Source organism: Roseovarius sp. MBR-78, from assembly GCF_040547535.1.
GTDB lineage: Bacteria > Pseudomonadota > Alphaproteobacteria > Rhodobacterales > Rhodobacteraceae > Roseovarius.
Window position 1 is genome coordinate 16,042 of record NZ_JBEPPX010000023.1, and the last position, 17,818, is coordinate 33,859.

A 17,818-nucleotide genomic window follows, 5' to 3' on the forward strand; every position below is an offset into this window, starting at 1 on the left:
GGTATTATTTCTCCAACTGTATCTTTTATTCCTCCAGTCAGCCTCTATGCATTCCGCAAGGGACGGAGGAGCGACATGCCGCAAGACAACAAAGAGCACACCGGGCGCGTGACATCCCGAATCGAAAACCTTCGCAGCATGGAGCCCGCCGAGCGCCTTGCAGCCACGGCCGGCGCTGCCGGGTTGGAGGTGGCGGACATCGCGGCGCTGGGTGAGGGGCCGGTGCTGCCGATGACGATCGCCAATGGCATGATCGAGAATGTGATCGGCAGGTTCGAGTTACCTTTGGGGGTTGCCAGCAACTTCACCGTCAACGGACGCGACTATCTGGTGCCGATGGCGGTTGAGGAACCCTCGGTGGTGGCCGCAGCCTCCTATATGGCGCGGATCGCGCGGGGATGCGGCGGCTTTGTCACCACCTCCAGCGCGCCGATCATGCGCGCGCAGATACAGGTGCTGGGCATGGATGACCCGCACGCCGCGCGCCACCGGCTACGATCGGAAGCGGATGCGCTGATCGAGATGGCCAACCAGCGCGATACCGTGCTGATCGGGCTAGGCGGTGGCTGCAAGGATATCGAGGTGCATGTGTTCGATACCTCGCCCGTGGGGCCGATGGTGGTGCTGCACCTGCTGGTCGATGTGCGCGATGCAATGGGCGCGAACACCGTCAACTCCATGGCCGAAACCATTGCGCCACGCGTAGCCGAAATCGCCGGCGGTCATGTCCGGCTTCGCATCCTGTCCAACCTTGCCGACAAGCGTCTTGTGCGCGCCCGCGTCAGCCTGACCCCCGAGGCGCTGACCACTCCCACGCTGGCCGGTGCCGAGGTGATCGACGGAATGTTGGAGGCCTGCGCGCTGGCATTGATCGACCCATATCGCGCGGCAACGCATAACAAGGGCATCATGAACGGCATCGACCCGGTTGTGGTGGCCACCGGCAACGACTGGCGCGCGATCGAGGCGGGCGCACATGCCTGGGCCGCGCGCAGCGGGCGCTACACCTCGCTGACGCAGTGGGAAAGGGGTAAGGATGGCCGGTTGCACGGGACGTTAGAGATGCCGATGGCGCTGGGTCTGGTGGGCGGCGCCACAAAAACCCACCCCGCCGCGCAGGCCGCCTTGCGGCTGCTGGGCGTCAGCTCGGCGCAGGAACTGGCCGAGGTGACGGTGGCTGTCGGACTGGCGCAGAACATGGCCGCGCTGAGGGCGCTGGCAACCGAAGGTATCCAGAAAGGGCATATGGCCCTGCACGCGCGAAACATCGCCATTCTGGCGGGTGCACAGGGCCATCAGATCGAGGCGGTTGCGAAAGCGCTTGCGGCCTCGGGGAACGTGAGTGTGGACAAGGCGCGGGAACTGCTTGACGGCAAATGACACCCGCGTCGACATCTTCAAGGGAGGAAAGAAGACAATGACCAATTCAAACCGACGCAACTTCATTTGCGGGGCGGGGGCGACCGCTCTGGCGGTACCCGCTGTCGTGGCCGCCAGTAGCGTGCGCGCCCAGGGCGTGACGCAATGGCGTATGCAGGCCCTGTGGGATGGCGGCACCACGCCGATGGCCTATGAAGAACGCTTCTGCGCGCGTGTCGAGCAACTGTCCGGTGGCACGCTTCAGATCAGACCGTTTTCGGGCGGTCAGATCGTGCCTGCCGCGCAGGCTTTTGACGCGGTGCGCGGTGGCGCGTTCGAGATGATGAAGACCTTTGACGGCTACACCGCCGGGCGCATCCCATCGCATGGTTTTTCCTCGACCGTGCCTTTCGGTTTTCCGCAGGGCGATCAATTCGAGGCGTGGTTCTATTATCGCGGCGGGCTGGAGATGGCGCGGCGAAGCTATGCCGATGCGGGCCTGACCTATATTGCCCCTACCATCTATGGCGAAGAACCTATCCATTCGCGCGTCGAGATCCGCCGCATTGCCGATATGGGCGGCCTGAAGGGACGATTTGTCGGGCTGGCCGCTGCCGTGATGGCCGATTTCGGCGTCGCCGTATCGCCGCTGCCGACCGGCGAAGTGTATTCGGCGCTTGATCGCGGTTTGATTGACATTGCCGACCGCGGAGATGTTCGCGCCAATTTCGAGGAAGGGGTTCAGGAGGTGGCACGCTATCTCTTGCTGCCCGGCGTGCATCAACCAAGCACCGCAACCTCGTATGTCGCCAACTCTGCCGCATATGGTCGGCTTGACGAGCAGCAGCGCGTGGCGCTGGATGTGGCCGCGCGCGAGATTTCGGTGTCGCTGCGGCAAGACCTCATCGCAGCGGATGGCGAATATCTCGCCAAATTTGCCGAAGCCGGGGTCGAGGTCATCCGGTTTGACCCCGAGGATGTCATCGAGGGCCGCCAGCGCGCCGTCGAATCCTGGGCACACGCTGCGGGCGATGATGCGCTTGCGGTCGAGATGATGGAAAGCCAGAAAGAGATGCTGCGCGAACTGGGCCTTTTGTAAGCAACAGGCGAATACAAGTGTCACAGGCCTGTCGGGCAACCCGGCTGGCCTGAATTGGAGGTAGGGCACATGCTGCGTATCGCACAGGCTGTCACGGGCCTGAACCATCGGCTTTTTTCAGCAACGCGCTGGCTGGTGTTCGTCATCGCCGGTCTTATGCTGTTCGAGGTGATTGCGCGCTACAGCTTCCGGCTCCCGTCCTCATGGGCACCGGAACTGGCGACCATGCTGTTCGGGCCGTTCTTTCTGTTCGGCGGCCCATATCTTCTGCATTTGGGGGGCCATGTTGCGGTGGATATCGTGTCCGAACGTGCGACCGGCTGGCTGAAACGGCTTCTGGCCTTCGTTGCGGCCCTGCTGGCGCTGGTCTTTGGTGCCATTCTTCTGTGGTTCAGCCTGCCGCTGGCATTGCAATCCTACAGCTACGGCGAGACCACCTACTCCGCCTGGAACCCCGTTATCTGGCCGGTCAAGGCGGTGCTACCGCTGGCCGCGCTTCTTTTGATCCTTCAGGCGCTGGCGGAACTGGCCTTTGCCGCTGTCGCGCCGGAGACCAAGTGATGGAATCCTCTTTTGTGCTGACGGGCATGTTCGCCTCGCTGGTTCTTCTTATGCTGACTGGCGCGGGGCTGGCCTTTGTGCTGGGCGCCATCGCCTTTCTGGCAACGATCTTTCTGTGGGGGCCCCATGCGCTTATTGTCACGGTTCTGAACACCTATCAGACCATGACATCAGAATCCCTGATGGCAATTCCGCTCTATGTGCTGATGGCTGCCATCCTGCAAAAATCGGCGATCATCGAAGATCTCTACAACGCGATGGAAAAGTGGTTTTCCAACCTAAACGGTGGGTTGGCCATTGGTACGGTGGTGATCTGCACAATCATGGCGGCGATGACAGGGGTTGTCGGTGCGGCGGTTGCGGCGATGGGGATTCTGGCGCTACCGGCGATGTTGAAGCGCGGCTACCACCCACCGCTGGCGCTGGGCACGATCTGCGCCGGTGGCACGCTGGGCATCCTCATTCCGCCGTCGATCGTCACCATCGTTTTTGCGATCACCGCACAAATCTCCATCGGCCAGATGTTCATAGCCGGTATCGTGCCGGGGCTCATTCTGGCGAGTTCCTACAGTCTGTATATCTGGGCGCGCGCGCGCCTGAACCCGGCACTGGCACCGCTGCCCGAAAACCGTGTCACCCCACCGCTGGCTGAGCGGCTGGCAGCCCTGCGCACGCTGATCCTGCCAGCTCTCGTTATCCTGAGCGTGCTGGGCACCATCTACATGGGCCTCGCCACCCCGACCGAGGCCGCGGCCGTGGGCGTTCTGGGTGCTGCTCTGTCGGCCGTGGTCTCTGGGCGGTTCCGGCTGGCGGTTCTGAGCGAGGCCGCGACTGACACGCTGCGTGTCACCGCCATGATCTTGTGGATCACCCTCGGTGCCAAGGCCTTCATCTCGGTCTTCGTGGCAACTGGCGGCGCGGATTCGGTGCTTGATTTCGTGCGCAACCTTGAAGCTTCGCGCTGGATTGTATTGGGAGTGATGATGGCCATCCTGATCCTTCTGGGGCTGTTTCTGGATGAGATCGGCATCATTCTTTTGTGTGTTCCGGTGTTCATGCCCATCGTGCGCTTGTTGGGGTTCGACCCCTTGTGGTTTGGTGTCCTGTTCATGGTTACGGCGCAGATGGCCTATATCACGCCGCCCTTTGGCTATACGCTATTCTACCTGAAGGGGGTGCTGCCAAAGGGCATCGGCATCGGCCAAGTCTATCGCGGGGTGATGCCGTTCTTTGCGATACAGTTGGTGATTCTGGTCCTGTTCGCCGTCTTCCCCGGTATCGTCACATGGCTGCCCGAATTGGCGATGAACCGGCTTCGCTAGCGTGGAAAGGTTGCTGTCGCTTTGCCTTTAATTCGGCTCTGCCTTAATCTGTATGGCGGAGGGGTAGCGGCCTGACCGAGGCGGAAATTCACTTAGAAAACGCCAGGAACCTGTTCAGATCAACCGAACCACCTCTAATATCACTCAGAACGCACCTTGCCATGAAGAGCGCGGATCGCCGAGGAGAAATGTGATCATTCGGGATGGAACAGTTAGGCACATCTGGATCGCGCCATCTCTGTACTCAGGCTGCCGACCCCGCTTGCCGGTCGACGGAGGCACCCAAGCCATATCTTGATCGAACCAGATCGTCAGGGAGCTGTGCCGCTTCAACGCTTCGTTGTAGGACGGTCAGTTCTTGGTCTTGTAGCTCGGTCGTATGGCGCTGCTCATGCATCACAGCAACCATGCTGGGTTCTCAATATGAAGCTCTCTCGATGTTTGCGTAACAAAGTCGGTCCGCGGTGCTTTGTGCAAGCGGGGCCAGTTCCGTAAACGGCTGATGCGAAAGGAGTTTCCTGAGTTCATGGCAATGCTTTCTGCGTCATGCTTGCCTGCTGCAGTTTCGTCGCCGCACCGCTTTCGCGATAGGCCAGATGAGGACGAGCACGGTCGCGATTGCCAACCCGGCCGAGATCGGGTGCGTAAGAAGCTCGGTCGCATCTCCGCGGCTGATGAGAAGGGCGCGCCTCACACTCTGCTCGGCCATTGGTCCGAGGATCATGCCAAGAATGATGGGGGCCAGCGGGACATTGACCTTTTCAAGAAAATAACCCGCAAGACCGGCGGCGAGCATCACCCAGAGATCAACCGGACGACCATTGATGACGAAAACGCCGACGCACATCAGGACCAGGATCGACGGCACCAGCAACACGCCGGGCAGGCGCTGAAACTGGGCAAAGACACGCGTTGCCAAGACACCGCCAAGGACTAGGATCAGGAGCGACGTAATCAGCATCTCCATCATGAAACCGCCTATGAGGAGCGGGTTCTGATGGAAAAGCTGCGGCCCTGGTTGCAGACCGTGGATGGTGAGCGCACTCAGCACGAGGGCTGCGACCACGTTGCCGGGAATGCCAAGAGACAGCGCCGGAATCATCGAGGCGGCATTGTCGGCATTGTTGCCGCATTCGGCGGCGGCCACGCCCTGGGGATTGCCCTTGCCAAAGCTGTCGGGGTCGTCGGAGGCGTTCCTGGCGGCGTTGTAGCTGAGGAAGGCCGCAATGTTTCCGCCCGCTCCGGGCAGGATGCCGACGCCGATACCGATGCCCGAGGATCGCAGCCAGGTCGGCAGAAGGCCGCGCCACTCACCGGGACTGAACGGCACGCGCGTCAGTTTCAACTGTGCCGCCGAAAGTCCCTTGAGATCGCAATTCTCGGCCAGTTGGAGAACCGGCGGCAGCGCATAGAGCCCGACCAGCACAACGATCAGATCCGGCCCACCGAGAAGCCATGTCTGGCCGAAAGTGAACCGCGCCTGCCCCGAGAGATTGTCGATGCCCATGGTGCCGATCAGCAAGCCGAGAGTGGCCGCCATGATGCCCTTGACAGGATCAGAGCCGACCATCACCCCGACCGAGGCCATGCCGAACATGGCGATCCAGAAATACTCGGCGGGGCCGAAGAACAGCGTGACGCGCGCCAGTAGCGGACCGACAGTCATCAGTGCGAGGGCGCTGGCGATGCCGCCCACGGCAGAGGACCAGCAGGCGATTTTGAGCGCCTTGGACGCTTCGCCCTTTTCGGCCATGGGAAAGCCGTCGAAGGTCGTTGCGATCGAGGCAGGAGTGCCGGGAATGCGAAGCAGGATCGCAGGAATTGCGCCGCCATACATCGAACCATTATAGATTCCGGCCACCATGCCGAGCGCGACCAGCGGGTCCATCGAATAGGTCAGAGGCAGCAGCAGCGCGATGGCCATGACCGGGTTCAGGCCAGGAAGCGCGCCAATGAAGACACCCACCAGCGTCGCCCCGATCATGGCGACCAGCGGACCGAAGGTCAGAACCTCCGAAAGCGCATTGATGTAGAACTCCATGTCAGCCCCCGACACCCGAAAGGGAAAGGATCGCCTCGCGAGGGAGCGGCTTCCTGAGCAGGACGGTGAAAACCAGATAAACAATCGCGACGAACGCAACGGCGGTGAACAATGCGTAGATACCCCGACGGAATCCCAGCCCCAGTGGCATGGCCAGCATCAGCAGAAAGGACGCGGTGTAGAACCCGAGAGGGACAACGGCGGCCACGTAGAGGGTCGCAATCACGACCGCCGTCATCAGTTGGGCCGGGGCATCCACGAGGATACGCGCCCGTGTTGAACCGGACCGGACGGCCTTGGTCGCCACGGCCCCGCCCAGAAGCGTCAGGACCAGGCCGAGCACCATCGGATAGGTTCCGCTGGCCCCGGCATAGTCTCTCGCCATCCAGGCGGCGGCGAGGCCGAGGCTGATAAAGATCAGCCCCAGCAGGATATCCTGACGCGTTTCCATCGCTCAGAGGCCCAGGGCCTTGGACACTTCGGCCAGAGCGTCGTATTCCGACTTGAGCCGCGCGCCGAGCGCCTCGCCCTTGACCACGTTGGGTACTTCGCCCTTGGTCTTCAGAAACTCCACATAGCTTGGATCATTGACCGCCTCTTCGATGGTGTTGGCCAGGAGCGTGACGATCTCCGGATCAAGCCCCTTCGGCCCGAGAATAGCCCGCCACAGCAGCGTTTCCTTGTCACCAAGACCCAACGCCGCCAGCCCCGAAGCACCGGGCAAGGCCGGCACGTCGGCTGCAGACGTCACCAGCAGGCACTTCGCCTCGCCATTCTCGACATAGGGTAGGACGGGCGAGATCGAGCCGCCGTAGATATCCACATGGTTGCCAAGAAAGTTCTGCAAGGTTTCGCCCGCGCCACCAAAGGGAATGGCCACGGCCTCGATGCCCCTGGCCTGGAAGATCCGCTCTGCGGCCAGTTGCATGGTCCCGCCGATGCCGTCATTTCCATAGGTGTATTTGCCGGGGTTGGCCTGCAATTCCGCAAGAAACTCTTCGCCGGTGCTCGCCGGGAAGTCGGCCTTGACACAAAGCGTATAGGCGGTTTCCGAGGTCGAGACGATCGGCGTGAAACTGTCCAGCGTATAGGCGACGTTCTGCACCTGCGGCACGGTGGTGAGCGGGCTGTTCCACGTCGCGAACAATGAATAGCCATCGGGCTTGGCCTGCATGAATTGCGAAGCGCCGACAGAGCCACCACCGCCCCCCACATTCAGGATTGCGATCGAGGTGCCGAGTTTTTCTTCAAGCAGGATCGCCAGCTTGCGGGCGCTGGTATCGGTGCCGCCGCCCGCGCCGGCCGGAATCGTCAGCTCGATTGTGCGCGCGGGGTATTCTGCCAGAACCGGCGTGGCGATTGCCGCCGCTGCCGTCACGCCGATGAGTGTTGCCTTCAGTGTCATGGTCTCTCTCCCTTGTGTATCTCTGTGTCGTCACTTGATTTCGCTGCGATAGCGAAATTCGGTGGCGCTGCCGCTTGCGATGCGCCATTCGATCGGGGTGTTCTCGATGTCGAGCGCTGTGCGCTCGATCACGGCCAGCGGGTCGCCTGGCTGGATTCGAAGTTGCTGCGCGACACGGTCCGAGGCCCGCCCAAACGAGACCTCATCCGCCGCGCGCGTCACCATCACGCCGAAATGCTCGAAATAAAGCGGGTAGAGCAGCGGGCCCAGACTGGCCTCGGGCAGCGCCTCGAAGCCAGCAAAGCGGCTTGCCGGGATATAGATTTCCTCGAAAAGGACCGGCTGATCCGAAAGGCTGCGCAGGCGCACGATCTTGATGACATCGCGTGTCCCCAGCACGCTGGCCGCCTTTTGCGGTGCTTCGGTTGCGCTGCGCAGGATGATCTGGCTCGATGGAATCGAAGGTGGCGAGCCGTCTCGCTCACGGATCGGGAAGAATCGGAACAGTGTCGCGTTGAAAGAGGGGGCGCGCACACGAGTGCCAGAGCCTTGCCGACGTTCGAGCAGACGCTCTTCCACCAGCCCATCCACCGCCTTGCGCACGGTTCCGATCGACACGTCGAACTCCTTGGCCAGACGCGCCTCGGACGGGATCGGATCATCCGGGGTCCATTCACCCTTCGCGATCCGGGCGGTCAGCGTATCACGCAACCGCACATAGGCCGGAAGCCTGGTGTCGGCCTCTGCGAATCTGTCCATCACGCACTCCTCCTGATAAGAGGAATAGTTCATATTGACCCATATAGTCAACTGGTCATATATATGATTATGAGGAGGCTAGGATGATCCAGTTCGATTGCCATGCGCATGTCTATGAAGAAGTGTCCGTCATCGACGGCGCGCGCTATGTTCCCGACCAACCCGCGCCTCTGGTCGATTGGCTCGATCATCAGGAAAATCGCGGAATCAAGGGGGGTGTGATCGTTCAGGTCAGCTTTCTCGGGACCGACAATTCGGAACTCTGCGCCGCGCTCTCGCGGTTGGACCGGTCACGATTTGCCGGGGTTTGTGTCGTTGCAATGGATGTGCATGACGAAGAACTTGATCGGCTCGCAGCGGTTGGCGTGCGGGGGGTCCGCTGGAACCTGGTGCGTGGGGCGACGGTCCCGGACCTGCGGCACAAGACCACAAGGGCATTGCTGCGCAAGCTCCGGGATCGAGACATGCATCTCGAACTCCATCTCGAGGGCCCACGCCTTGCCTCCTTGCTGCCAAAGTTGACCGATCTGGGGATCAACATCGTGGTCGATCACTTCGGCCTGCCCTCGGAAGCGGTGCCAAGAGACGATCCGCTGCTCAGGGCAGTCGCGCATCTGAACGACCGCAACGCGCTTTTCTTCAAGTTTGCCGCGCATTACCGGATGCCGTTCGACATCCGGCCGCATGCGGAAGAACTGACAAGCTTGCTGCTGGCCGATCATGTCGTATGGGGTAGCGACTGGCCGCATACCCAGCATGAAACCCGAGCCAGCTATACGGAGGTTTGGTCCCTATCATCGCAATGGCGCGGGTTATCGGATGCGCGCGCGGCTCGGATCTTGTACGGAATCGGATAGGAGGCATTGCCGAAAATCCACTTACCCCGGCTGGTCAGATTCCCGGAACCACCCCTGTTCATGAACGTCTGCCCCCCGCTTTTCAGAATGACAGGGGCGCGTTATCCTTGACCTCTTTCAAGACAAAGAATGTCCGGATCTGACGGACGCCCGGCAGCGTGATCAGTTGCCGACCGTGCAGCAGGTTGAACCCGGCCATGTCGCGAACGCGGAGTTTCAGGAGATAGTCGAAATCGCCTGCGACGAGGTTGCAGTCCAGCACTTCTTTCATCGCGTCCACGGCTGTCTCGAATTCGGCAAAACTTTCCGGTGTGGACCGGTCCAGAACGACCCCGACCATCACCAGCGCCCCAAGGCCCACTGCGGCAGGGGCCACCTCTGCACGAACCGAGGTAATGAAACCCTTGTCCAGAAGCCTCTGCGTGCGTCGGTGGCACGTGGCCGGGCTGACATTGACCAGTTTTGCCAGATCGGCATTGGCAATGCGGCCATCCTTTTGCAGCGCCCGCAACATGTTGCGGTCGATTCGGTCAAGTTCATGTGTGGAAGATTCTTCCATAATAACCATTATATGTGGATATATAGTCAGTATATTTTATTTAAAATCGGCAGTAAAGGAAATATCCAGTCAAAATATGAAAGCCATGTTCCGGGCATCCCTGCTAGAGTTTTCAATATCCGGAACACTCAGGAGAAACCCGCATGTCGCTTCTTACCAAATTCGAACGCTATCCCCTCACCTTTGGCCCCACGCCGATCGAACACCTGCCCCGCTTGACAGAGGCACTTGGCGGCAATGTGCAGATTTATGCCAAGCGCGACGACTGCAACTCGGGCCTCGCCCTGGGCGGCAACAAGCTGCGCAAGCTGGAATATATCGTGCCGGATGCGATTGCCTCGGGGGCTGACACGCTTGTGTCCATTGGCGGCGTGCAGTCGAACCACACCCGCATGGTGGCGGCGACGGCGGCCAAGATCGGCATGAAATGCGTCGTGGTGCAGGAAAAATGGGTGCCGCATTATGACGCCGTCTATGACCGCGTCGGCAACATCCTGATGACCCGCCTGATGGGCGCGGATTCGCGTCTGGTTGAGGATGGCTTTGACATCGGCATCCGGCAAAGCTGGGAAGACGCGATCCAGTCGGTCAAGGATGCGGGCGGTGTGCCCTATCCCATTCCGGCGGGGGCGAGCGTGCACAAATACGGTGCGCTTGGCTATATCGGCTTTGCCGAAGAAGTCGCCGCACAGGAAAAAGAACTGGGCTTTACTTTCGACTACATCGTCGTCTGCGTCGTCACCGGATCAACGCAGGCTGGCATGATCGTCGGTTTTGCCGCGCAGGATCGTGCGCAAACCGTGATCGGCATAGACGCTTCGGGCACGCCGGAACAGACCCGCGCACAGGTGCGTCAGATTGTTGACAACTCCGCTGAACTGGTGGGGCTGGACCGCAAGCTGCGTGAGGATGAGATCGTCATCAACCCTGACTATGCCTATCCGGCCTATGGTGTCCCGTCCGAGGCGACAAACGATGCCATCCGGCTCGCCGCCCGAACCGAGGCGATGATCACCGATCCCGTCTATGAGGGGAAATCCATGCAGGGCATGATTGACCTGACCCGCAAAGGGTTCTTTCCCGACGGCGCGAGGGTGCTTTACGCCCATCTGGGCGGCGCACCGGCAATCAACGGTTACAGCTATTACTACAAAGAGGGTTAATCCCATGTCCGCCGATTTCCCGCATCTCAAGGCCATCGAACAGCGGCTTCTCTGGCTGTCTCACTGGATGATCCATCATGCGAACCACGTTCGGCCAAAGGTGGATGGGATCAAGATCGGCGGGCATCAGGCCTCATCTGCCTCGATGGTGTCGATCCTGACGGCGCTCTATTTTCATGCGCTGCGGCCCGAAGACCGGGTGGCAGTCAAGCCTCATGCGTCACCGGTCTTTCATGCGATCCAGTATCTGATGGGCAATCTTGACCGCGCCCGGATGGAAAATTTCCGCGGCTTTGACGGCGTGCAAAGCTATCCCAGCCGGACCAAGGATGTGGATGATGTGGATTTCTCCACTGGCTCTGTCGGACTTGGGGTGGCGATCACCACCTTTGCCTCGCTTGTGCAGGATTATATTCGTGCCAAGCCATGGGGCGCGGATGTGCCCGAGGGGCGGATGGTGGCGCTGGTTGGTGATGCCGAACTGGACGAGGGCAATGTCTACGAGGCACTGCAAGAGGGTTGGAAAAACGAGTTACGCAATTGCTGGTGGATCATCGACTACAACCGACAGTCGCTGGACGGGATTGTGCGCGAGGGGCTTTTTGCCCGGATCGAAAAGATATTCGAGGCCTTCGGCTGGGACGTGGTGCGCGTAAAATACGGCACGCTGCAACGCGCGGCCTTTGCCGAACCGGGGGGCGCCGCCTTGCGCGACTGGATCGACCGCTGCCCGAACCAGCAATACGCGGCGCTGACCTTCATGGGCGGGGCCGTCTGGCGCAAACGACTGATGGAGGATCTGGGCGATCAGGGCGATGTCAGCGCGCTGATCGACCGTCGCACGGATACCGAACTGGCCGCGCTGATGGAAAACCTGGGCGGCAACTGCGTTGAAACGATGGCCGAAACCTTTGCCGCCATCACCCATGACCGCCCGACCTGTTTTCTTGCCTATACGATCAAGGGTTGGGGCACGCCGATTGCCGGGCACAAGGACAATCACGGCGGGTTGATGAACCCGACGCAATTCGCCACTTGGCAAAAGCACATGGGCGTGCCCGAGGGGCAGGAATGGGAGCCGTTCGCGGCCCTCCCTGATCCGGCGGCGCTGCGCGATTATCTCTCGCGAGTGCCATTTTTTGCCAAGGGCCGCCGCCGCTTTCACGATGCCAGCATCCCGGTGCCCGGCATTGCCATCGATACCGACCGCGAGATTTCGACCCAAGCCGCGTTTGGCAAGATTCTTGATGATCTCTCCAAGGGCGACAGCGCGCTGGCGGCACGGATCGTCACCACCTCACCGGATGTGACCGGAACCACGAATCTTGGCCCTTGGGTCAACCGGCGCAAGCTGTTTGCCCGCCAGCCGCTGGCCGATGCCTTTATCGAACATCGCATTCCGTCGACTGCAAAATGGAACTTTGCCCCGGAAGGTCAGCATATCGAACTGGGTATCGCCGAGATGAACCTGTTCTTGTTGCTTGGGGCGGCAGGCCTGTCGCACAGCCTGTTCGGCAAGCGGACCTTTCCCATTGGCACGGTCTATGATCCCTTTGTGCATCGCGGATTGGATGCATTGAACTATGCCTGCTATCAGGACTCGCGCTTTATCATTGTTGGCACCCCGTCCGGTGTGACTCTGGCCCCCGAAGGCGGCGCGCACCAGTCCATTGGCACGCCCTTGACCGGCATGTCGCAGGACGGTCTCGCAGCGTTCGAGCCTGCCTTTGCTGATGAACTCGCCGTCATCATGGAATGGGCGTTCGATTATCTTCAGCGCGACGGCGACGGCGACCCGGATGAGCGCACCTGGCTGCGCGATGAAACAGGCGGGTCGGTCTATCTTCGGCTGAGCACCAACCCGCTGGAACAACCGGGCAAGCGCCATGATGACGCCTTCCGGCAGGGGGCTATCGACGGGGCATACTGGCTGCGTAAACCGGGGCCGAATTGTTCGGTTGTCGTCGCCTATCAAGGCGTCGTGGCACCCGAGGCCATCGCAGCAGCCGGGATCATCGGCGAACATCGCCGCGATGTTGGAGTGCTCGCCGTCACCTCCTCTGACCGGCTGAATGCGGGCTGGACGGCGGCGCAACGTGCGCGCGCACGGGGCAATGCCAAGGCCCGCAGCCATATCGAGACCCTGTTTGCTGATCTGCCCCGCGACTGCTTGTTCGTCACCGTGATAGACGGCCCCCCGGCCACGCTCGCGTGGTTGGGCGCGGTCAGCGGGCACCGGACCGTGTCGCACGGGGTCGAACACTTCGGCCAGACCGGCACAATCGGCGACCTGTACCGTCACTTTGGTCTTGACCGGCATGCTCTGGCGCAGTCGGTGCTTGCGCTGTCGGACGGAGACCGATCCGCGCTGGCCGCATTGCGCAGTCTGCTTCCGTCTTGACCCGCTGGACGGCAGGATGTCGTCGCGGCGCAAGGTCCGAATTCTACCCCGCCGCCACACAGATTTAGGCGACATCTGTCATTTTCCCGAAACTGGCGATCACGATCCGCCCCGATGGGTCCGCCGGGGCGTTATGCGCCGACCGGCGGGGGATCGTTTCGGCCTGCCCTACAGCCCGCCGAAGTGGAAGGCCTTGGTCTCGAGGTATTCCTCGATCCCTTCCTGAGCACCTTCGCGGCCAAGACCGGAGGCCTTGACGCCGCCGAACGGGGACACCTCGTTGCTGATCAGCCCGGTGTTGAGGCCGACCATTCCGAATTCCAGCGCCTCGCCAAAACGGAAGGCGCGCGCCATGTCGCGGGTGTAGAAATAGGCGGCCAGACCAAACGGCGTGCCATTGGTCAGCGCCAGCGCCTCTTCTTCGGTATCGAAGCGGAAAATCGGCGCGACGGGGCCAAAGGTTTCCTCACTCGCCAGCCGCATAGCGGTGCTGGCACCCGAAAGCACCACAGGATCGGCATAATGTTCCGGCAGATCGCGGGCCTGGGTGACGCGAGTTGCGCCCTTGTCGAGGGCATCCGCCACATGGGCGTTGATCTTGTCGATCGCGGCGGTGTTGATCATCGGTCCGATATCCACCCCGGCCTCTGTCCCGGCGCCGACGCGCAACGCATCGACCCGTTTCGCCAGCGCCGCGACAAAGGCATCATGGATGCCCGACTGCACCATGATCCGGTTGGCGCAGACACAGGTCTGACCGCCATTGCGGAACTTGGACTGCATCGCGCCTTCGACTGCCGCATCAAGATCGGCGTCATCAAAGACAACAAACGGCGCGTTGCCGCCCAGTTCCAGACTGAGCCGCTTGAGCGTCGGCGCGCATTGTTCGGCCAGAAGCGCGCCAACGCGGGTCGATCCGGTGAAGGACAGCTTGCGCACGATGGGGCTGGCGGTCAGGGTCGCGCCGATGGCCTCGGGTTTACCGGTCAGGATGTTCAGCACCCCCGCCGGCATCCCCGCACGCTCGCCAAGAACGGCGAGGGCCAGGGCCGAACAGGGCGTGAAATCGGACGGTTTGACCACCATGCTGCAGCCCGCCGCCAGCCCCGGTGCAACCTTGCGGGTGATCATGGCAATGGGAAAGTTCCACGGCGTGATGATCGCGCAGACGCCGACCGGTTCCTTCATGGCAAGGATCTTCTTGCCCGCGACGGGCGAGGGGATGATCTTGCCGTTGATCCGCCGCGCCTCTTCGGCGAACCAGCGCACGAAACTGGCCCCATAGGCCACCTCGCCGCGCGATTCCGACAAGGGCTTGCCCTGTTCGGCGGTCAGGATCTGTGCAAGATCGTCGGTATTGTCCAGAATAAGCGTATACCACCGCATCAGGATATCGGCACGCTCGGCATGGGTGCGGGCACGCCAGCCGATCATCGCCTTTTCGGCTGCTGCAATGGCGGTGCGGGTTTCCGCGGCGGTGCAATCGGGCAATTCGCCCAGGACCGCGCCGGTGGCGGGGTTCGTCACCGCCATCTCGGGGCGGGAAAACCACGCACCGTCGATCAGTGCGGCGTTGCGAAAGAGATCGGGGTCTTGCAGGGTCATGGGGGTTTCTCTTGTGCGGCGAGGTTTGGCGCGAGACGGATTTTGGGTGAGCGGGCTCATGAGGCCGCCTCCAGCGCGGCAAGGATTGCCGCCGTGATCTGGTCGGTGGAATGGCGACCGGGCCGGGTGCCGATGCCCTTGGCGGTTGCCTGTTCAATGGCCGCCATGACGGCCCTTGCGGCGGCGTTTTCGCCCAGGTGGTCAAGCATCATCGACGCCGACCAGATTGCCGCGATCGGATTGGCAATGTTTTGTCCGGCGATATCGGGGGCCGAGCCGTGAACAGGCTCGAACATCGACGGACCAGAGCCATCGGGGCAGATATTGGCCGACGCCGCAAAGCCCAGCCCGCCTTGGATCGCCGCGCCGAGATCGGTCAGGATATCGCCGAACAGGTTCGAGGCCACCACCACGTCCAGGCTTTCGGGTGCCATCACCATGCGCGCCGCCATCGCGTCGATATGCATCATGGAGACGGCAACATCGGGATAATCGGCGGCGACGTGGCGGGTGATTTCATCCCAGAAGACCATCGAATACTTCTGCGCATTCGACTTGGTGACCGAGGTCACATGCCTGCGGCGTGCCCGCGCCTGCTCGAAGGCGAAGCGCAGAATGCGTTCGACGCCAGCGCGGGTGAAGATCGCGGTCTCGACCGCCACTTCGTTGACCATGCCCTGATGCACGCGGCCCCCGGCGCCGGAATATTCGCCTTCGGTGTTCTCGCGGATGCACAGGATGTCAAACCCCGGCGCTTTCAGCGGCCCCTCGACACAGGGCAGCAGGCGATGCGGGCGGATATTCGCGTATTGGTTAAAGGCCTTGCGGATCGGCAGCAAAAGACCGTGCAGCGACACCGCATCGGGCACCGTGTCCGGCCAGCCAACCGCACCCAGATAGATCGCGTCGAACGCACGCAGCGTTTCGATCCCGTCGGCAGGCATCATCGCACCGGTCTCTTGATAGTGCGCGCAGGACCATGGAAAGGTCTCGGTTTCCAGCGTGAAACCGGCAGTCATAGCCACGGCGTGCAGCACCTTCATGGCCGCATCCGTCACATCCGTTCCAATCCCGTCACCGGGGATCAGGGCGATCTTGTGATTGGTCATGTTCGTTCCCTCAAGAAGGCCGTTCAAAACGTGGCCAGCACGGATTTGGTGCGGCGATTGGCGGTGTAGGCTTCGCGGCCCAAATCCTTGCCCAGCCCGCTGGCCTTCCAGCCGCCGGTTGGCAGGATATGATCGCGCGAGCGACCGTAGCGATTGATCCAGACCGTGCCGGCCTCGATTCTCCGCGACAGGCGGAGCGCGCGGGCGAGGTCGCGGGTGAACAGCCCGGCGCAGAGCCCATAGGTCGGATGCCTAGCCATCGCGATCGCCTCGTCCTCGGTCTCGAAGGTCTGAAAGGTGGCGACGGGGCCGAATATCTCGTCGGTGACGGCGGGGTTGTCGGTGGCGGCACCGGCAAGGAGTGTGGGGCGGTAATAACTGCCTTCGGTGTCGAAGCGCGTGCCGCCGCAGAGGATTTCGGCACCGTGCTCGCTTGCGGCGCGCACGATGCCGTCGATCCGCGCAAGTTGCGTCTCTGAAATGATGGGGCAGAAGCCGGGATGCTCGGCCCAAGTCGGCGCGGGAACATGCCGGTTGAAGCGTGCGGTCAGGCGCTCTGCCAGATCGTCGGCAATCTCGCGGGCCACGATCATGCGCGACCCGGCAACACAGAACTGCCCGGCATTCGGCAGGATGCCACGTTCAAGACAGTCCGCTGCAAGGTCGAGATCGGCATCGGCGAAGACAACCATCGGGCTTTTGCCACCAAGCTCCAGCGTCATCGGCTTGATCCCGCAGCGGGCGATATTCTCCATGATCGCGGCACCGGCGCGCGTCGATCCGGTAAACGACACCTTGTCGATACCGGGATGGCCGGTGATCGCCGCCCCGGTTCCCGGGCCGTCTCCCAGAACGACGTTGATCAACCCTTCCGGAAGGCCCGCACGCACCGACAGCTCGGCCATGAAGAGCGCTGACCAGGGTGTCATCTCCGACGGTTTCAGGACGACCGCGTTGCCTGCGGCGAGAGCAGGGGCCAGCTTCCACCCGGCCATGGAGATAGGGAAGTTCCACGGCGTAATAGCGCCCACCACGCCATAGGGCTCGGAGGTGATCATGCCCAGATGCCCCTCTGCCGTCGGTGCAAGCGCGTCGCATTCCTTGTCCGCGAATTCCGCAAAGAACCGGATCTGTTCGGCGGTGACCGGAATATCCCCGGCCATCACCTCGGCGACCGGGCGCGAGGAACAGACAGCCTCCAGGCGCGCCAGCGTTTCGGCCTCCCGCTCGATCAGATTGGCCCAGCGGTGCAGTGCGCGCAGCCTGTCTCGCGGAGCCGCAATTCCCCAGCCGGAGGTCTGCAATGCGGTGCGAGCCGCCTCAACCGCGCGGTCGACAATCGCCGCATCGGCGCACGGGATCGCCCCAAGTGAGGCCCCATTGGACGGTGCCGAGATCGCGATGTCCTCGGTCGCGGAAATATACTGACCGCCGATGTGATGACCAGGCGGCAGGGCCAGGCCCAAAGGATCGAAGGCGAATGTCATGAAAACCTCTTGTGTGTCGCCTTCAGCTTGGCGTGGTTGGGTTGAAAGCATTTGCCGAAAGCGCCCGGTTGGCAGCATTTTTCGCCGCAAG

Annotated in this window: 15 protein-coding genes and 1 pseudogene; 7 read left to right on the forward strand and 9 right to left on the reverse strand. The window is 61.8% G+C overall.

What is annotated here, in order from left to right; all coding sequences use genetic code 11:
* Positions 1-75 precede the first annotated feature (75 nt).
* The 4 genes from ABIE58_RS15925 to ABIE58_RS15940 all read left to right on the forward strand — a co-directional run bounded on the left by ABIE58_RS15925 (position 76) and on the right by ABIE58_RS15940 (position 4,341).
* The gene (locus ABIE58_RS15925) at positions 76-1,380 is read left to right on the forward strand and encodes a hydroxymethylglutaryl-CoA reductase, degradative (protein WP_354545694.1); all 1,305 of its coding nucleotides are present in this window, start codon (positions 76-78) and stop codon (positions 1,378-1,380) included.
* A gap of 37 nt (positions 1,381-1,417) precedes the next feature.
* On the forward strand, positions 1,418-2,458 hold the full coding sequence (gene dctP, locus ABIE58_RS15930; RefSeq protein WP_354545695.1) for a TRAP transporter substrate-binding protein DctP: 1,041 nt from the start codon (positions 1,418-1,420) through the stop codon (positions 2,456-2,458).
* 69 nt (positions 2,459-2,527) lie between these two features.
* The gene (locus tag ABIE58_RS15935; protein ID WP_354545696.1) at positions 2,528-3,019 is read left to right on the forward strand and encodes a TRAP transporter small permease subunit; all 492 of its coding nucleotides are present in this window, start codon (positions 2,528-2,530) and stop codon (positions 3,017-3,019) included.
* The gene (locus ABIE58_RS15940) at positions 3,019-4,341 is read left to right on the forward strand and encodes a TRAP transporter large permease (protein ID WP_354545697.1); all 1,323 of its coding nucleotides are present in this window, start codon (positions 3,019-3,021) and stop codon (positions 4,339-4,341) included. Before ABIE58_RS15935 ends, ABIE58_RS15940 begins: the two co-directional genes overlap by 1 nt.
* Positions 4,342-4,548: 207 nt before the next feature.
* On the opposite strand, the pseudogene ABIE58_RS15945 reads toward ABIE58_RS15940, so the two are convergent.
* From ABIE58_RS15945 to ABIE58_RS15965, 5 genes and pseudogenes are all read right to left on the reverse strand, one after another.
* Positions 4,549-4,674, reverse strand: a pseudogene (locus tag ABIE58_RS15945) (transposase); the annotation flags it as partial.
* Positions 4,675-4,885: 211 nt separating this feature from the next.
* On the reverse strand, positions 4,886-6,382 hold the full coding sequence (locus ABIE58_RS15950) for a tripartite tricarboxylate transporter permease (RefSeq protein ID WP_354545698.1): 1,497 nt from the start codon (positions 6,380-6,382) through the stop codon (positions 4,886-4,888).
* Position 6,383: 1 nt separating this feature from the next.
* Positions 6,384-6,833: a tripartite tricarboxylate transporter TctB family protein gene (locus ABIE58_RS15955; RefSeq protein ID WP_354545699.1), complete on the reverse strand. Its 450-nt coding sequence runs from the start codon at positions 6,831-6,833 to the stop codon at positions 6,384-6,386.
* 3 nt (positions 6,834-6,836) lie between these two features.
* A complete protein-coding gene (locus ABIE58_RS15960; protein WP_354545700.1) occupies positions 6,837-7,787 on the reverse strand; it encodes a tripartite tricarboxylate transporter substrate binding protein in 951 nt (316 codons plus the stop codon).
* A 30-nt stretch (positions 7,788-7,817) separates the two neighbouring features.
* Complete coding sequence (locus tag ABIE58_RS15965) at positions 7,818-8,546, reverse strand: GntR family transcriptional regulator (protein WP_354545701.1); 729 nt, start codon at positions 8,544-8,546, stop codon at positions 7,818-7,820.
* Between the two features lie 83 nt (positions 8,547-8,629).
* Between ABIE58_RS15965 and ABIE58_RS15970 the strand changes: the two genes are divergently transcribed.
* A complete protein-coding gene (locus ABIE58_RS15970; protein WP_354545702.1) occupies positions 8,630-9,403 on the forward strand; it encodes an amidohydrolase family protein in 774 nt (257 codons plus the stop codon).
* Positions 9,404-9,485: 82 nt separating this feature from the next.
* On the opposite strand, the gene ABIE58_RS15975 is transcribed toward ABIE58_RS15970, so the two are convergent.
* Entirely contained in the window at positions 9,486-9,971 is a 486-nt protein-coding gene (locus ABIE58_RS15975) for an Lrp/AsnC ligand binding domain-containing protein (protein WP_354545703.1), read from the reverse strand.
* A gap of 134 nt (positions 9,972-10,105) precedes the next feature.
* Here ABIE58_RS15975 and ABIE58_RS15980 point away from each other — a divergent pair, with 134 nt between their 5' ends.
* Together ABIE58_RS15980 and ABIE58_RS15985 are read left to right on the forward strand one after the other, a co-directional pair.
* The gene (locus ABIE58_RS15980; protein ID WP_354545704.1) at positions 10,106-11,125 is read left to right on the forward strand and encodes a 1-aminocyclopropane-1-carboxylate deaminase; all 1,020 of its coding nucleotides are present in this window, start codon (positions 10,106-10,108) and stop codon (positions 11,123-11,125) included.
* Positions 11,126-11,129: 4 nt separating this feature from the next.
* Positions 11,130-13,526 (forward strand): thiamine pyrophosphate-binding protein, encoded by a 2,397-nt coding sequence (locus ABIE58_RS15985; protein ID WP_354545705.1) that lies wholly within the window; start codon positions 11,130-11,132, stop codon positions 13,524-13,526.
* Between the two features lie 168 nt (positions 13,527-13,694).
* Here ABIE58_RS15985 and ABIE58_RS15990 read toward each other — a convergent pair whose 3' ends face one another.
* The 3 genes from ABIE58_RS15990 to ABIE58_RS16000 are packed head-to-tail and all read right to left on the reverse strand — an operon-like array spanning position 13,695 to position 17,727.
* Positions 13,695-15,131, reverse strand: a complete 1,437-nt coding sequence (locus tag ABIE58_RS15990) for an NAD-dependent succinate-semialdehyde dehydrogenase (protein ID WP_354545706.1) — start codon at positions 15,129-15,131, stop codon at positions 13,695-13,697.
* Between the two features lie 56 nt (positions 15,132-15,187).
* A complete protein-coding gene (locus tag ABIE58_RS15995) occupies positions 15,188-16,240 on the reverse strand; it encodes a tartrate dehydrogenase (protein WP_354545707.1) in 1,053 nt (350 codons plus the stop codon).
* Positions 16,241-16,263: 23 nt separating this feature from the next.
* Entirely contained in the window at positions 16,264-17,727 is a 1,464-nt protein-coding gene (locus ABIE58_RS16000; RefSeq protein ID WP_354545708.1) for an aldehyde dehydrogenase family protein, read from the reverse strand.
* Between the last annotated feature and the right edge of the window lie 91 nt (positions 17,728-17,818).

Excerpts from the sequence above, each read along its gene's own strand:
- ABIE58_RS15975 (WP_354545703.1), bottom strand. The coding sequence starts at position 9,971 with ATGGTTATTATGGAAGAATCTTCCACACATGAACTTGACCGAATCGAC.
- dctP (WP_354545695.1), top strand. The coding sequence starts at position 1,418 with ATGACCAATTCAAACCGACGCAACTTCATTTGCGGGGCGGGGGCGACC.
- ABIE58_RS15965 (WP_354545701.1), bottom strand. The coding sequence starts at position 8,546 with ATGGACAGATTCGCAGAGGCCGACACCAGGCTTCCGGCCTATGTGCGG.
- ABIE58_RS15980 (WP_354545704.1), top strand. The coding sequence starts at position 10,106 with ATGTCGCTTCTTACCAAATTCGAACGCTATCCCCTCACCTTTGGCCCC.
- ABIE58_RS15960 (WP_354545700.1), bottom strand. The coding sequence starts at position 7,787 with ATGACACTGAAGGCAACACTCATCGGCGTGACGGCAGCGGCGGCAATC.
- ABIE58_RS15925 (WP_354545694.1), top strand. The coding sequence starts at position 76 with ATGCCGCAAGACAACAAAGAGCACACCGGGCGCGTGACATCCCGAATC.
- ABIE58_RS15990 (WP_354545706.1), bottom strand. The coding sequence starts at position 15,131 with ATGACCCTGCAAGACCCCGATCTCTTTCGCAACGCCGCACTGATCGAC.
- ABIE58_RS15995 (WP_354545707.1), bottom strand. The coding sequence starts at position 16,240 with ATGACCAATCACAAGATCGCCCTGATCCCCGGTGACGGGATTGGAACG.
- ABIE58_RS15935 (WP_354545696.1), top strand. The coding sequence starts at position 2,528 with ATGCTGCGTATCGCACAGGCTGTCACGGGCCTGAACCATCGGCTTTTT.
- ABIE58_RS16000 (WP_354545708.1), bottom strand. The coding sequence starts at position 17,727 with ATGACATTCGCCTTCGATCCTTTGGGCCTGGCCCTGCCGCCTGGTCAT.
- ABIE58_RS15955 (WP_354545699.1), bottom strand. The coding sequence starts at position 6,833 with ATGGAAACGCGTCAGGATATCCTGCTGGGGCTGATCTTTATCAGCCTC.
- ABIE58_RS15985 (WP_354545705.1), top strand. The coding sequence starts at position 11,130 with ATGTCCGCCGATTTCCCGCATCTCAAGGCCATCGAACAGCGGCTTCTC.
- ABIE58_RS15950 (WP_354545698.1), bottom strand. The coding sequence starts at position 6,382 with ATGGAGTTCTACATCAATGCGCTTTCGGAGGTTCTGACCTTCGGTCCG.
- ABIE58_RS15970 (WP_354545702.1), top strand. The coding sequence starts at position 8,630 with ATGATCCAGTTCGATTGCCATGCGCATGTCTATGAAGAAGTGTCCGTC.
- ABIE58_RS15940 (WP_354545697.1), top strand. The coding sequence starts at position 3,019 with ATGGAATCCTCTTTTGTGCTGACGGGCATGTTCGCCTCGCTGGTTCTT.